Annotated in this window: 16 protein-coding genes; 7 read left to right on the forward strand and 9 right to left on the reverse strand. The window is 68.8% G+C overall.

The genetic code is table 11. The annotated features are described in order from the left end of the window. Positions 1-12: 12 nt before the first annotated feature. From EDF23_RS08315 to EDF23_RS08330, 4 genes are read right to left on the reverse strand one after another with little or no spacing between them, the layout of a single operon-like run. Complete coding sequence (locus EDF23_RS08315) at positions 13-1,479, reverse strand: SDR family NAD(P)-dependent oxidoreductase (protein ID WP_123939357.1); 1,467 nt, start codon at positions 1,477-1,479, stop codon at positions 13-15. 18 nt (positions 1,480-1,497) lie between these two features. After that, positions 1,498-2,571 carry a low specificity L-threonine aldolase gene (locus tag EDF23_RS08320; RefSeq protein ID WP_123291722.1) on the reverse strand — a complete coding sequence of 358 codons (1,074 nt, stop codon included), beginning with the start codon at positions 2,569-2,571 and terminating at the stop codon, positions 1,498-1,500. A gap of 4 nt (positions 2,572-2,575) precedes the next feature. After that, entirely contained in the window at positions 2,576-3,265 is a 690-nt protein-coding gene (locus tag EDF23_RS08325; RefSeq protein ID WP_243648861.1) for an SDR family NAD(P)-dependent oxidoreductase, read from the reverse strand. Then, positions 3,262-4,743 carry a DUF6421 family protein gene (locus EDF23_RS08330; protein ID WP_131921392.1) on the reverse strand — a complete coding sequence of 494 codons (1,482 nt, stop codon included), beginning with the start codon at positions 4,741-4,743 and terminating at the stop codon, positions 3,262-3,264. The genes EDF23_RS08325 and EDF23_RS08330 overlap by 4 nt, the downstream gene beginning before the upstream one ends. A gap of 137 nt (positions 4,744-4,880) precedes the next feature. Here EDF23_RS08330 and EDF23_RS08335 point away from each other — a divergent pair, with 137 nt between their 5' ends. Then, entirely contained in the window at positions 4,881-5,111 is a 231-nt protein-coding gene (locus EDF23_RS08335; RefSeq protein ID WP_131921393.1) for a hypothetical protein, read from the forward strand. Between the two features lie 118 nt (positions 5,112-5,229). On the opposite strand, the gene EDF23_RS08340 is transcribed toward EDF23_RS08335, so the two are convergent. The 4 genes from EDF23_RS08340 to EDF23_RS08355 all read right to left on the reverse strand — a co-directional run bounded on the left by EDF23_RS08340 (position 5,230) and on the right by EDF23_RS08355 (position 7,762). Next, entirely contained in the window at positions 5,230-5,955 is a 726-nt protein-coding gene (locus EDF23_RS08340; RefSeq protein ID WP_131921394.1) for a hypothetical protein, read from the reverse strand. Further along, entirely contained in the window at positions 5,952-6,851 is a 900-nt protein-coding gene (locus EDF23_RS08345) for an ATP-binding cassette domain-containing protein (RefSeq protein ID WP_131921395.1), read from the reverse strand. Before EDF23_RS08345 ends, EDF23_RS08340 begins: the two co-directional genes overlap by 4 nt. After that, positions 6,848-7,102 (reverse strand): hypothetical protein, encoded by a 255-nt coding sequence (locus tag EDF23_RS08350; RefSeq protein ID WP_131921396.1) that lies wholly within the window; start codon positions 7,100-7,102, stop codon positions 6,848-6,850. Before EDF23_RS08350 ends, EDF23_RS08345 begins: the two co-directional genes overlap by 4 nt. Before the next feature lie 102 nt (positions 7,103-7,204). Next, a complete protein-coding gene (locus EDF23_RS08355; protein WP_131921397.1) occupies positions 7,205-7,762 on the reverse strand; it encodes a hypothetical protein in 558 nt (185 codons plus the stop codon). Between the two features lie 186 nt (positions 7,763-7,948). Here EDF23_RS08355 and EDF23_RS08360 point away from each other — a divergent pair, with 186 nt between their 5' ends. From EDF23_RS08360 to EDF23_RS08370, 3 genes are all read left to right on the forward strand, one after another. Then, on the forward strand, positions 7,949-8,488 hold the full coding sequence (locus EDF23_RS08360; RefSeq protein WP_131921398.1) for a hypothetical protein: 540 nt from the start codon (positions 7,949-7,951) through the stop codon (positions 8,486-8,488). 61 nt (positions 8,489-8,549) lie between these two features. Beyond that, positions 8,550-9,125 (forward strand): TetR family transcriptional regulator, encoded by a 576-nt coding sequence (locus EDF23_RS08365; RefSeq protein WP_131921399.1) that lies wholly within the window; start codon positions 8,550-8,552, stop codon positions 9,123-9,125. Between the two features lie 32 nt (positions 9,126-9,157). Next, entirely contained in the window at positions 9,158-9,379 is a 222-nt protein-coding gene (locus EDF23_RS08370; protein ID WP_131921400.1) for a hypothetical protein, read from the forward strand. Between the two features lie 46 nt (positions 9,380-9,425). Here the strand turns inward: EDF23_RS08370 and EDF23_RS08375 are convergent, their stop codons facing one another. After that, positions 9,426-10,070: a GntR family transcriptional regulator gene (locus EDF23_RS08375; RefSeq protein ID WP_131921401.1), complete on the reverse strand. Its 645-nt coding sequence runs from the start codon at positions 10,068-10,070 to the stop codon at positions 9,426-9,428. Positions 10,071-10,190: 120 nt separating this feature from the next. Between EDF23_RS08375 and EDF23_RS08380 the strand changes: the two genes are divergently transcribed. From EDF23_RS08380 to EDF23_RS08390, 3 genes are read left to right on the forward strand one after another with little or no spacing between them, the layout of a single operon-like run. Then, positions 10,191-10,898 carry a DUF969 domain-containing protein gene (locus EDF23_RS08380; protein WP_131921402.1) on the forward strand — a complete coding sequence of 236 codons (708 nt, stop codon included), beginning with the start codon at positions 10,191-10,193 and terminating at the stop codon, positions 10,896-10,898. Then, complete coding sequence (locus EDF23_RS08385) at positions 10,895-11,965, forward strand: DUF979 domain-containing protein (RefSeq protein ID WP_123291729.1); 1,071 nt, start codon at positions 10,895-10,897, stop codon at positions 11,963-11,965. The genes EDF23_RS08380 and EDF23_RS08385 overlap by 4 nt, the downstream gene beginning before the upstream one ends. Next, a complete protein-coding gene (locus tag EDF23_RS08390) occupies positions 11,952-13,007 on the forward strand; it encodes a DUF2891 family protein (RefSeq protein ID WP_243648862.1) in 1,056 nt (351 codons plus the stop codon). The genes EDF23_RS08385 and EDF23_RS08390 overlap by 14 nt, the downstream gene beginning before the upstream one ends. Positions 13,008-13,149: the final 142 nt, after the last annotated feature.

Raw genomic sequence — 13,149 nt, forward strand, 5'->3', positions numbered from 1 at the left:
GGGCCGTGGACCTCACCAGGAACTGGGCTTGTAGTCCTTCAGGAACACGCCGAACACGTCCTCGCCCGCCTCGCCCCGCACGATCGGGTCGTACACGCGTGCAGCCCCGTCGACGAGGTCGAGCGGCGCGTGGAAGCCCTCCTCCGCCAGCCGGACCTTCGTCGGGTGCGGTCGCTCGTCGGTGATCCACCCGGTGTCGACGCTCGTCATCAGGATGCGATCGGTCTCGAACATCTCCTGCGCACTCGTGCGGGTGAGCATGTTCACGGCGGCCTTCGCCATGTTCGTGTGCGGGTGCCCCGGTCCCTTGTAGGCGCGGCCGAACACACCCTCCATCGCGCTGACGTTCACCACGTAGGTACGGTGCGCTTCGCTCGCCGCCATCGCGGGGCGGAGCTTCGAGATCAGGATGAAGGGGGCCGTGGTGTTCGCGAGCTGGACCTCGAGCATCTCGAGCGGGTCGACCTCGTCGACGGCCTGCGTCCACGAGTTCACGTCGTGCAGGTCGGGCACGAGGCCACCAGCATCGATCGCGGTGCCCATGGCCAGACGCTCGAGCGAGCTCGACCCCGGAGCCATGGCCCGCTCGGTCAGCTCGTCGGCGCGGGCTGCGGCGGCCGCGAGGATCGGGTGCGCCGTCACCGAGCGGGCGAGCGCCTGCGGGTGCTGGTCGTTCGTGTGCCCGAAGGTCACGAGCTCGGGCAGCGGGCCGTCCGGCAGCGGCGCGAGTTCGGCGTCGACGAGGGGTTGGTACGCGCCGGGCGACCGGCGGACGGTCTGCGTGGCGTTGTTGATCAGGATGTCGAGCGGGCCGGCAGCGGCGACGTCCTCGGCGAGACCGATGACCTGGGCCGGGTCGCGCAGGTCGATGCCGACGACCTTGAGGCGCGAGATCCAGTCGGCCGAGTCCGGCAGGCTCGTGAACCGGCGCACGGCGTCGCGGGGGAACCGCGTCGTGATGGTCGTGTGGGCGCCGTCGCGCAGCAGGCGGAGCGCGATGTACATGCCGATCTTCGCGCGGCCACCGGTCAGCAGCGCCCGCTTGCCGGTCAGGTCCGTCCGGGCATCACGCTTCGCGTGGCTCATCGCCGCGCACGAGGGGCACAGCTGGTGGTAGAACGCGTCGACGACCGTGTACTGCTGCTTGCACATGTAGCAGGGGCGTGACTTCAGCAGGGTGCCGGCGGTGGACGCCGTGGTCGAGGTGCTGATCGGGACGCCGCGGGTCTCGTCGTCGATCCGGTCGGCGGCTCCGGTCGCGGTGGCGGCGATGACGAGGCGGTCGGCCTCGGCGATGACCGCGCGCTTCTCGAGCCGGTGCGCACGCTTCACGGCCTTGAACATCTTCGCCGTGGCCTGACGCACCCGCACGAAGTCGGGGTGCGTCTCGTCGATGTCGCTCATCTGCTCGAGCACCCGGAGCGTGGCGTCGAGGTCCTCGGGGAGGATGCCGCTGGGTTCGGGGTGCTCGGAGATCACACGGGATTCTACGTTGGATCAGGCCGCGTCGAGCTCCCGCGTCAACGCCGCCACGAAGTCGTCGATGTCCTGCTCCGACGTGTCGTACGCGCACATCCACCGCACCTCGTTGCGGCTGGCGTCCCAGTCGTAGAACCGGAAGTGCTTGCGCAGCCGCTCGGCCACCCCCGCGGGCAGGGTCGCGAACACCCCGTTGGCCTGGGTCTCCTGGCTGAACCCGACGCCCTGGATGCTGCCGTCGGCGATCCGGGCCTCGAGCGCGCCGCGGAGTCGGGCGGCCATGGCGTTGGCGTGCCCGGCGGAGCGCAGGTACAGGTCGTCGGACAGCAGCGCGATGAGCTGCGCAGAGACGAACCGCATCTTCGACGACAGCTGCATGTTCATCTTGCGCAGGTAGTGCAGCCCCTCTGACGCGTCGGGGTTGAGCACGACGATCGCCTCGCCGTAGAGCATGCCGTTCTTCGTGCCGCCGAAGCTCAACACGTCCACGCCGGCGTCGGTGGTGAAGTCGCGCAGGGGCAGGCCGAGGGTCGCAGCGGCGTTGGAGATGCGTGCGCCGTCCATGTGCAGCGTCATGCCGAGCGGGTGGACGTGGTCCGCGATCGCCCGGATCTCGTCGACCGTGTAGGCGGTGCCGAGCTCGGTGGTCTGCGTGATCGACACCACGAGCGGCTGGGCGCGGTGTTCGTCACCCCAGCCCCAGGCCTCCTTGTCGATGAGCTCGGGGGTGAGCTTGCCGTCCGGGGTCTCGACCGGCAGCAGCTTGATCCCGCCGATGCGCTCGGGAGCACCCGCTTCGTCGGTGTGGATGTGCGCGGTCGTGGTGCACACGACGGCGCCCCACCGCGGCAGCATCGACTGCAGCCCGACGACGTTCGCGCCGGTCCCGTTGAACACCGGGAACGCCTGCGCCTGCGAGCCGAAGTGGTCGCCGATCACCTCGTTGAGACGGGCCGTGTAGACGTCCTCGCCGTACGCGATCTGGTGGCCGTCGTTGGCCGCGGCGATCGCGTCGAGGATCTCGGGGTGGACACCGGCGTAGTTGTCCGAGGCGAAGCCCCGCAGGTCCAGGTCGTGGAGTCGAAGGGTCACTGGTTCATCCTAGGTTCGAGGCCGCAGCTGGAGCGGCCGAGAGCGGGAGACGCGCGCCGTTCACGTCGGCCGGCGGTGCCGTCCAGAGCCGCACGGCCTCGTCGCCGAGCCGCTCTTCGAGACCGGCGAGGGCGCCGACGACGAACACGGTGGCTGCCGCCGAGTCCGGTGCGTCCTTCCGGAAGCCCTGGGCCACGGCACGGACCCACGCGTCCGAGGCAGCCTTGGCGGCTGCGTAGTTCGCGGCACCCGCGGTGGGGGAGTCGACGGCGGTGGACGAGACGAACGCGAGCCGTCCGGCCGGCGACGCCACCAGGTCGTCGTAGAACACGCGTGTGGTGTTCCGCAGGGTGCGGAACGCCCGGTCGAAGAAGTCCCAGTCGTCGTCCGACTGGCCGGCGATGCCGCCGCCCCCGCGCCACCCACCGACCAGGTGGACCAGCCCGTCGACCGATCCCGCCGTCTCGTGGACCGCAGCCGCGAGCGCGGTGACCGCGCCGAGGTCTGCGAGGTCGCACGTGTGGGTCGTGACGCCCGGGACGGAGGCGTGCAGGGCCTCCAGTGCGTCTGGTCTGGTGCCGACCGCGACGACGGCCGCCCCGGCGGAGGTGAGTGCGCGCGCGACTGCCGCGCCGCTGGTGCTGGTCGCGCCCGCGACCAGCACCGTGCGACCGGACAGGGAGCCAGCGCTCACGCGGCGACGTCCGGAACGGACGGAACAGCGGACGGAGCAACCGACGACGAGCCGGTGATGCCGGCCGTCGAAGAGATGACCGCAGCCATCTTCTTGTTCAGCGCCTCGTAGAACATCGACAGCGGGAATTCGTCGTCGAGTACGGCGTCGGTGTAGCCCTTGGGCATTCCGGCGAGCGTTTCCTCCGGCAGTCCCCGCGCCCATCTCGACGCCGGGTGCGGCGTGAGCGTCCGGGTCAGCATCTCGTACGCGGCGAGCCAGTGCGCCGATTTCGGCCGGTCGATCGACCGCCGGTACAACTCGTTGATCTGATCACTGAGCGCGATGATCACATCGGGAACGGCATCCCAGTCGATGGTGAGCTGCGTGTCCGTCCAGTGCAGGACATCGTGCTGGTGCATCCACGCGAACAACAACTGCCCGCCGAGTCCGTCGTAGTTCCGGACGCGGCTGCCGGTGATCGCGAACCGGAAGATGCGGTCGAAGACGACGGCGTACTGCACCAGGTGGGCGTGGTCGCGGATTGCGCGTTGCGCCTCGTCGAGATCTGCATCCGGCACCGCGGAGAGCGCGCGTTCGAGCCGTACGGATTCCCGGAACGCCGTCAGGTCGCAGCGGAGTTCTTCCAGCGAGTAGAGGAAGAACGGCATCCGCTGCTTGATCATGAACGGGTCGAACGGCAGGTCCCCGCGCATGTGCGATCGGTCGTGGATGATGTCCCACATCACGAAGACCCGTTCCGTCAGCTCCTGGTCGTAGAGCATTGCTGCAGCGTCGTCCGGCAACTCCAGTTTGGTGATCTCCGCAGCGGCACGGACGACTCGGCGGTATCGAGCGGCTTCGCGGTCCTGGAAGATCGCGCCCCACGTGAACGTCGGGATCTCGCGCATCGCGACCGTCTCGGGGAACAGCACCGCAGAATTCGTGTCGTACCCGGGCGTGAAGTCGACGAATCGCAACGCGACGAAGAGCTTGTTGCTGTAGTCGCCCGCTTCGAGTTCCGCGATGAACTCCGGCCAGATGACCTCGACCAGGACGGCTTCAACGAACCGCGAGGAACTGCCGTTCTGCGTCACCATCGGGAAGACGACCAGGTGGCCGATTCCGTCGATGCGGTGCTGTTGCGGCTGGAACTCGTTCAGGGCGTCGAGGAAGTCGGGAACGCCGAAACCGTCGCGTTCCCAGCGTGCGAAATCGCGCTGCAGTGCAGCGAGGTACGCCGCATCGTGCGGAAAGAACGGGGCCAGTTCGGCAATGGCCGGGAGGATCGTGGCCAGGTGCTCGGAAGCGGTCGCGTGGTCCGCGTGGTCGGGTATCGAGCCGTCGGCCGTCTGCAGCGCACGGAACGACACGACAGCGGCTTTCAGCCGCGTCCACGCGGGATGCTCGGCGACCTCGCGCACCGACGGGCGGTCCTCGACGACCTCGGGTTCTCCGACGATGGCGCCCTGCGTGAACTCCTGGACGAACTGTGACATGTCGAACCTCCCGTCATTGGGCCGGCCGCGGATCTGCGGCGTGGTGGTGCGCTTGTCATGAGCCTAGGGAGGATCGGGGGACGCATTCTTGCCCATTTCCGGGGGATTCGTGCGCCGGGGCATTCTCCGCGCACGCGATGCCGTTCGGCGCGCAACGTTTCGCCGACGAGGGCTCGGGGAGCGTCAGCAGCTACGACTTCGTGACGGCGGCGATCGCCTCGCTCACGGTCGAGCTCGGGTGCTCTGCGCGCCATCGCCGCACCGCCGCACGGTCCGGCGATGCTCCCTGGGGGATCGGCGCGGTCCCGATGACGCTCGGCGAAGACGCCGCCCAGGTGAGCGTGGCCAGCGCAGCAACGCAGGCGTAGAGCAGGTCGAGAACCAGCCAGGCGCCGCAGGTCACGACCACCCCGCCGACGAGGCCGAGCGTCGGTACGCGATGTCTCGTAGGGCACCCGCTTGCCTTGCCCGCGGTCGGACCAAGCATCAGCGAGGCTCCGCGCGGAGTTGTCGGACCCACCCGAGCGCGAGCGGGAGTGCAGTCCAGACCGCGAATGACGTCACCGCGGGCCCGAGTCCGACAGTGGTCTCCGACGTGATGGTCCAGGACAGTTGCGGCTCCGCGAGCCAAGACGCGAAGCCGTACGGGTTCAGCCAGTCGACCAGGCCGGGTGTGAACGCGAGCCCGATGGTCAGGAGAAAAGGTCCGAACACGGCGATAAGCAGGGCGAGCGCCGTTCGCAGCACGAGGCTCGCAACGGCGATTGCCGTGAGGGTTGCCGCGACCGTTGTCGCAAGCATCTGCCAGAACTGCGCCAGAACGGCGACGTCGAAAACGGAACCGACAGAACCGGGCCTGCTGACAACGAAGCCGATGGCTGCGAGGAGATGGATGGCAACGAGAGTCGAGGCAGCGAGGAGCAGGATTGCGGCGTAACGGGCACCGAGTATTCGTTGTCGGCGTGGCGTGACAGCGAATGTCGTCAACGCAGCGCGCGTGCTCCATTCCGCCGTGAACGCCATGACAGCCAGAAGACCCATGAGCAGCGGAAGCGCAAGGCTGAGTCCGGCGACGAACGCCGCGAACGTCGTCGCATCTCGCGCAACGACAAAGGACAGCAGGACACCGCTGACGGCCGCCGCCGCGAAGGCCCAGCGCGGCCCGCGCGTATCGACCGCGCGTCGCAGTTCGACGAGAACCAATCGGATCACGTCGTCTTCCCCTCGTATTCGGTCTCAGTGATGGAGGACAAGTAGGAATCGAGCCGGACGTCCTCTGCGCGGAGTGCGGAGAGCGCGATGCCCGAATCTCTGGCAAGCCGCCCGACTTCCACGGGCCCGAGGTCCACGAGCAAGCCTTCTGCCATCGGAGATGGGTGCGCCCCGACGAGCCGCAGAGCATGCGCGAAGCGCGGTTGATCCTCGGCCACGAGGAAACTCCGCCCGGTTCGTGCGCGCAGCTCCTCAAGCCGAACCTGGTCGACGACCCGTCCGCGCGAGATCGCAACGATGCGATCAGCAGTCCGCTCCACCGCCGCGAGCTGATGTGTGGAGACCAACACCGTCCCGCCCTGATCAGCGAATTGGCGAAGCATCGTGTCGAGCCACTGCATTCCTTCGGGATCCAGACCGTTGGAGGGCTCATCCAGGACGAGCACCCGAGGGCGTCCGAGTAGTGCATGCGCAAGCCCGAGTCGTTGCCGCATGCCGAGGGAGAGCTTGCCGACTCGCCTCGCGGCCACCGACTGCAACCCGACGGTCTCGAGGCACTCGTCGACTCGTTGCCTGGGCTCACCGATGGTGAAGGCGGTGAGTCGGAGCGTCTCGCGAACCGACCGACCTGGGTGGAACGCTGACGCGTCGAGAAGGGAACCGAGGAACCTGGCCGGAGCGGGCAGCTCCTGGAGTTCCTGACCGTTCACCATCGCAGTGCCGACGTCCGCTCGGATGATCCCGGTCAGGATCCGAAGCGCGGTGGACTTGCCGGCGCCGTTCGGTCCGCAGAACGCTGTGATCGTCCCCTGCGGGCAGGTGAAGGACACATCGGTGAGGGCGATGTGCTTTCCGTAGGCCTTGCGGACCCCGCGCAGTTCGATCGGGTCGCTCATGAGACCACCTGATGGACAACCAACGCCGTGCCGATTGCTGCAACGCAGATCAGGAAGGCGGCCGGGGCGGCCTTGCTCTTCGGATCGACCGTGCCTGCAAAGCCCGAGGCGGTCAGCCCAGCTGCTCCGGCTGCGACCGACAGCGGCCAGCCGCTGGCGACGAGCACGACACAGGTTGTTCCGAGCAGGACTGCACTCACTGCGAGCCCGGTGCTGACCATGTGGCGCAGACGAGAGTGTTTGACGGGCACGGACCCTCCTTCTTCCTGCGCCGGAAGGGGCTGCGCAGGCCACCCCATCCGGAGGCCATTCGAATCGTCACCCAGGTGCTTGATGCCATGGGTTCTCGATGCTCAGCGGTAGATCGCCATGCAAGTTCGGCCGCGGACGTCGCCGTTGTTCCGGAAGTCAACGCACATGCTTCCCGGGCGCAACGTGTGCTTCTTGACGCTGGGAATCTTGAACACCGCCTGGCCGCAGCCAGACCGCACGGAGGTCGTTTCCTGGGCGTATTGCCGACCGTTGACGTCTTTGAACCGGTAGACACCGCTCCAGTTGCAGAACATGCCGGGGATGATCGCGGCGGGCCCGTAACACTCGACGGCAGTTGTTGAGCCTGTGACGCTGAGCCCCGAGCCTCGTACAGCCATGTTGAGGAAGCATCCTGCTGGTACGACGATCGTGACGCCTCGGTAACTCCACCGAAAGGAAGCCACCGGCGAGGTCGCGAACCCGCCATTGATCGAGTTTCCCCCCTCATCCTTGGCGGTGCCGTAGGCGTGCTGGAGGGCTGCGAATTCCTGACCCTGCTCTTCAACGTCGACGTGGGCCGCGGGGGCGTCTGCGAGTGGCGCAGCAGTCGCCGGCGCGACCAGCGAGCCCAAAAGGAGCAAGCAGGTTCCGAACCCCATCGATCGAGCAATGTACTTACGAGACAACTTCATCTCCCCGAGTCGTTGCCAGCTTGTGCTGACAACCGAACTGTACTGATGTTGCAGGTTTATGTACACCAACACAAAATATCGTGAATATTGCTCGATATGGCTCGTCAGCTACTGGTTGCTCCCGCTGTACCGCGCCCGTACTATCCTCAGAATGTGAAACATGACGAACGGATGGATCTGGTGTGGTGGAGGCAGGGATCATTCGCGATCGCCTCTTCAAGCGTTGCTCTCGGTGCCTCGATGACCACTGCGCCGGCTTCGACTTGGTGGGGAGCAGCGTCGCTCCTCGTCGTCGGTGGCGCCCTCGTCTGCTTCGTCTTCTTGTGGGGACTACGTCGGTGCAGGGATGGCTCGCCAGTCACGCTCCGCGTGGCGGACTGGGTGAGCTTTGCGATCGGCCTCGGAGGCGGACTGCTCGGAGGGGTTCTCTTCTTCGAAGGCTCGGCTGCCTTCGCTGCGCTCTTTCCCGTCCCGCTCGTGGCGATCGACGTCGTTCTCAGTCGTTCCGGCGGGGGACTGCGCGCCCGGTCGATCGTGCTCGGCCTGACCGCAGCTCTCATCGTCGTGGTCCTCTTCTGGAACTCCGACGTGCGCCAGGGCTTCTCCGACCTGGTCCAGGGATCGGTGGTCGCCAGCGTCCTGCTGGCGGTGGGGCTGGTCCTGAGGGGTGTCGTTCGGCGGCAGCGCGCCTGATCGGCACAGCATCGCGGCCGTCCGGCTCCGCGGTGCCGACTCGGTCGATACGGTTGTCTGCATGGCACGCTTCACGCCCCCAGCCGCCGACGCGATGCGCGCACGACTCCTGCTCGCGGCACGCGACGAGTTCGCCGCGGCTGGGCTCGTCGGCGCCAAGATCGAGCGGATCGCCGCGGCGTCATCGAGCAACAAGGCGCAGATCTTCCACTACTTCGGCAGCAAGGAGGGGCTGTTCGACGCGCTCCTCGCCCAGACCGTCGCTGAGACGTTCGACGAGGTCCCCGTCGACACCGACGACCTCGCCGAGTGGGCTGCCCGCCTGCACGACTCGTACGTCCGGCGTCCGTGGGCTGAGCGGCTCGCGACGTGGCGCCGCCTCGAGCGGGGGAGTGACGGTGCGCTCGAAGCCGTCATCGCCAGCGATGCCGAGGCCGTCGCCGCCGTCGAGCACGCCCAGCGCGCCGGGGTCCTGCCGCGCAGCTACCGGCCGGCAGTGTTGCTGGGCCTGGTGATGCACCTCGCCGCGTTCTGGAGCTCGACCTCCCCCGAGTACGGCTCGTTGGTCGCGGCGGTCGCACCTGCGCGGCGTCGGCAGATCGTGATCGACGCGGTGAAGGCACTCGTCGGGGGCTGACGTGGCGCACGCTCGGGCGTAGGGTTCGGCTCATGAGCGGCGACAACCGGTTCCTTCGTGCGACGTTCGGGCGGCCGCTCGTCTGGGTCGGCGTGGTGTGGATCGCGGTCGGGGTGCTCTGGGGTGTCATGGCCATGATCGGACCGGACGTCTTCCGCACGATCATGGCCGTCGTGTGGCTCGTGCTCGGCGGCAGCATGCTCACCGTCGCACTCCGCGACAGGAAGCGCGGCCTCGGCCGGTACCAGCGCTAGTCGAGGCGGGCCGAGCGCGCAGGCAGGACCCGCACCGGGCCTCCCGTCAGCCTGCCGCGTCCGCGGCCACCCGCAGCGTCTGTTCCGCATCGTCGAGGTAGTCCCCCAACAGCGCCGACGCTCCCGCCTGGTCGCCGGCGCGCAACGCCGCGACGATCGCGTCGTTCCGGTCCACGAACTCGGCGTGGAACGACCCCGGGTCGTCGGTCGTCAGGAAGGCCAGCCGCATCTCGGCGAGCAGTCCGTCCATCAGGCCGTGGATGCGCTCGCTCGGGACCGCGCGCACGAGCTCGGAGTGGAACCGGATGTCCGCGGTGCCCACGGCGCCCCAGTCGCCCGCGGCGGCAGCGTCCCGTGCAGCCGTGACGGCCGCCGCCGCTGCGTCGAGCGCGGGTGACGTCGGCGAGCACGCGCGGACCGCGGCTTCCTCGAGCACCCGACGGGCGGAGTACAGGTCCGTGACGTCCTCGGCGGAGAGGCGTCGCACGAAGACCCCGCGGTTGAACACGTGCTCGACCAGCCGGTCCCGCGCGAGCAGCCGGAAGGCCTCGCGCAGGGTGTTCCGTGACACCCCGAGCTGGTCGCTCAACCGTTCCTCCGACAGCTGTGCCCCGGGGGAGAACTCGCCCGCCGCGATCATGGTGCGCAGCCGGTCGGCCGTCGAGTCGGCGCCGCTGACGGTTCGGGTCATGTCCCGATCCTGACACGGCCTCGGGCATCGCAGGTGCGAACCCCGCACCGTGTGACCGTCGTGTTACAGAGCAGAACACCCCCTTGCGATTGTTGAACAATGCGGTCCAGACTGTCCCGCATGTTCGTCCTCATCGGCGTCGCCGTCGTCATCATCGGGTTCGCGTTGCGCATCAACGCGCTGCTCGTCGTGACCGTCGCGGGCATCGTCACCGCGGCCATCGGCGGGATCGGTCCCGTCGGCATCCTCACCGCGTTCGGCGACGGCTTCGCGTCGAGCCGGTCCGTCACGACCTTCGCGCTCGTCCTGCCCGTCATCGGCCTGATCGAGCGCTACGGGCTGCAGGACCAGGCCAAGCACCTGATCGCGAAGCTCGACAAGCTCACGACGGGTCGTCTGCTGGCCGGGTACCTGGCCATCCGGCAGGTCACGGCCGCGGTCGGCCTCACCAGCATCGGCGGGCCGGCGCAGACCGTTCGGCCCCTCGTGCACCCGATGGCCGAAGGGGCGGCGATCAAGAAGTACGGCCGGATCGACGAGCGGATGCGCGAGAAGATCAAGGGCTACTCGGCGTCGTCGGACACCGTCGGGGTCTTCTTCGGCGAGGACGTCTTCGTCGCCGTCGGCTCGATCCTGCTCATCACGACCTTCGTCGACGCCACCTACGGTCTGTCGCTCGAACCCATCGACCTGGCGCTGTGGGCGATCCCGACCGGCATCGCCGCGCTCCTGGTCCACGGCACGCGACTGCTGCTGTTCGACCGCACGCTCGACAAGATGGCCGCCGACGCACGCGTCGACGCCCCGACGCAGGGAGCCGCAGCGTGATCACCAGCGAATGGCTCTACTGGCTCATCGGCGCGTTCTTCATCGCGGTGGCCGTCCTCATCGTCACGGACACCTCGCACGCGAAGCGACTCGGCAACGCGGCGTTCTGGGGGATCCTCGGGGTCTCGTTCTTCTACGGCACCTTCGTCGCCGCGAAGACCGCGCCGTCGTGGGTGCTCGGCATCGCCGTCCTCGTGATGGTCGCCCTCGCCGGACTCGGGTTCACCGGGACCACCAGTCGCACGCGCGTCGCCAGCATCCCGGGTGCCGGAACGGGGGCGGAGACCGGCCCGGCCGAGCCCACCGCTGCCGCGACGAAGCCGTCCGCCAGCACGAGCGTCCTCGCGACGACCAGCCCGGACGAGCGCGCGGCCTTCGCCACCCGGTTCGGCAACAAGCTCTTCATCCCGGCGCTGGTCGTGCCCGTGGTCGCCGTCCTCGTGGCGACGCTCGGTCCGCTCGTCTCGATCGGCGGTGCACCCCTGCTCGCCGAGGGCAGCGCGACCCTGACCGGCCTGGGCATCGGCTCGGTGCTGGCCGTGGTCGTCGCGGTGTTCGTCCTGCGCCCGCCGAGGATCGCCACGCCCATCCGTGAGGGCGGCCGTCTGCTGCAGGCCATCGGGTGGGCGGCGCTGCTGCCGCAGATGCTCTCCACCCTCGGCATCGTGTTCACCCAGGCCGGGGTCGGCGACGCCGTCGGCACCATCATCAAGTCGATCCTGCCCGGCGGTTCCCTGATCGCCGCGGTGGTCGTCTACTGCCTCGGCATGGCGCTCTTCACGATCATCATGGGCAACGCGTTCGCCGCCTTCCCGATCATGACGGCCGCGATCGGCTGGCCCGTCCTGGTGCAGGGCTTCGACGGCAACCCAGCCGCGATCTTCGCCATCGGTATGCTCGCCGGCTTCTGCGGCACGCTCGTCACGCCGATGGCCGCGAACTTCAACCTGGTGCCGGCTGCCCTGCTCGAGATGCGGGACAAGTACGGTCCGATCAAGGCGCAGATCCCGACCGCCGCCATCCTGCTCGTCGTCAACATGGGAGTCATGTACCTTGTCGCTTTCTGATGCTGCCCCGCTCGACCTGACCCGGGCCGCGTGGGCCGACCGCTTCGCGGCCGTCGCCGCCGAGAACACCACCCGCGAGTACCCGTACGCGGCGCACCACACGACGTCCGGCCCGGACGACCGGGCGCTGCCGGTCGAGCTGCACCCCGCCTTCGCCACGTCGTACGACTGGCACTCGTCCGTGCACATGCACTGGCTCGCAGCGCGTCTGGTCGCGCACGGCCTGCCGGCCGACCTGGAGGCCCGGCTCACCGCGATCCTGCAGGCGCACCTGAGCGCGGATCACCTGGCGACGGAAGCCGCCTACTTCCGCACGACGCCGCACTACGAGCGCCCCTACGGGTGGGCCTGGCTCGCGAAGCTCGCCGCCGAGGTCTCCGCGTCCGAGGTGCCGGCCATCCGGCAGCTCGCCTCCGGGTTCGCGCCCGTCGTCGACGTGCTCGAGGACCTCGTCACCCGCTGGGTCGACGGTGCCGCCCACCCGGTGCGGCACGGGGTGCACTCGAACTCGGCGTTCGGGCTGCTGCTCGTGCTCGAGGCCGCACGGTCGCTCGGCCGCGACGAGCTCGCCGCGACGGTGGAGCGAGCGGCGCGCGAGTGGTTCGGCGAGGATGCCGGGTGGCCGTTCGCCTGGGAGCGCAGCGGGCACGACTTCCTGTCCGCCGGTCTGGCCGAAGCCGACCTGATGCGGGCCGTGCTGACCCCGGCCGAGTTCGCGACGTGGTCGGACGGCTTCTTCGCCCAGGTGCGGTCGGGCGACGCGATCCTGCAGTCGACCGTGGTCCGCGACGAGAACGACCCGCAGCAGGTGCACCTGTTCGGGCTCGACCTGTCGCGAGCGGGATCGGCCCGGCGCATCGCGGACGCCCTGCGCGCCGGTGAGCTCGACGACGACGGGCTCGCGAGCCTGCTCGACGAGGCGGCCGACCGGCTGTTGGCCTCGGGTCTGGCCGCCAGCGTCGGCGAGGAGTACTACTCCACGCACTGGCTCGCGAGCTTCGCCTGGGACGCCATGGAAGCACGCGAGCACGCCGCACGCTGACCCTCGAACGAGGGGCATGGTCGCCGGTCCGGCGTACTGCTGTCAACCCCCTGCATCGGTTGCAGAATGCACCTACCCTCGGTGCGCAGCCGAGATCCGGCTGGGCGCCCGAGGGGAACGGGTGCCACCAGTCACACCAGGG

Origin of the sequence: Curtobacterium sp. PhB128 (assembly GCF_004340725.1) — a bacterium.
GTDB lineage: Bacteria > Actinomycetota > Actinomycetes > Actinomycetales > Microbacteriaceae > Curtobacterium.

What these genes read in the sequence shown, in the direction of transcription:
- EDF23_RS08355 (WP_131921397.1), bottom strand. Translation starts at nt 7,762, where the DNA reads ATGGGGTTCGGAACCTGCTTGCTCCTTTTGGGCTCGCTGGTCGCGCCG.
- EDF23_RS08365 (WP_131921399.1), top strand. Translation starts at nt 8,550, where the DNA reads ATGGCACGCTTCACGCCCCCAGCCGCCGACGCGATGCGCGCACGACTC.
- EDF23_RS08330 (WP_131921392.1), bottom strand. Translation starts at nt 4,743, where the DNA reads ATGTCACAGTTCGTCCAGGAGTTCACGCAGGGCGCCATCGTCGGAGAA.
- EDF23_RS08375 (WP_131921401.1), bottom strand. Translation starts at nt 10,070, where the DNA reads ATGACCCGAACCGTCAGCGGCGCCGACTCGACGGCCGACCGGCTGCGC.
- EDF23_RS08380 (WP_131921402.1), top strand. Translation starts at nt 10,191, where the DNA reads ATGTTCGTCCTCATCGGCGTCGCCGTCGTCATCATCGGGTTCGCGTTG.
- EDF23_RS08335 (WP_131921393.1), top strand. Translation starts at nt 4,881, where the DNA reads ATGCCGTTCGGCGCGCAACGTTTCGCCGACGAGGGCTCGGGGAGCGTC.
- EDF23_RS08370 (WP_131921400.1), top strand. Translation starts at nt 9,158, where the DNA reads ATGAGCGGCGACAACCGGTTCCTTCGTGCGACGTTCGGGCGGCCGCTC.
- EDF23_RS08345 (WP_131921395.1), bottom strand. Translation starts at nt 6,851, where the DNA reads ATGAGCGACCCGATCGAACTGCGCGGGGTCCGCAAGGCCTACGGAAAG.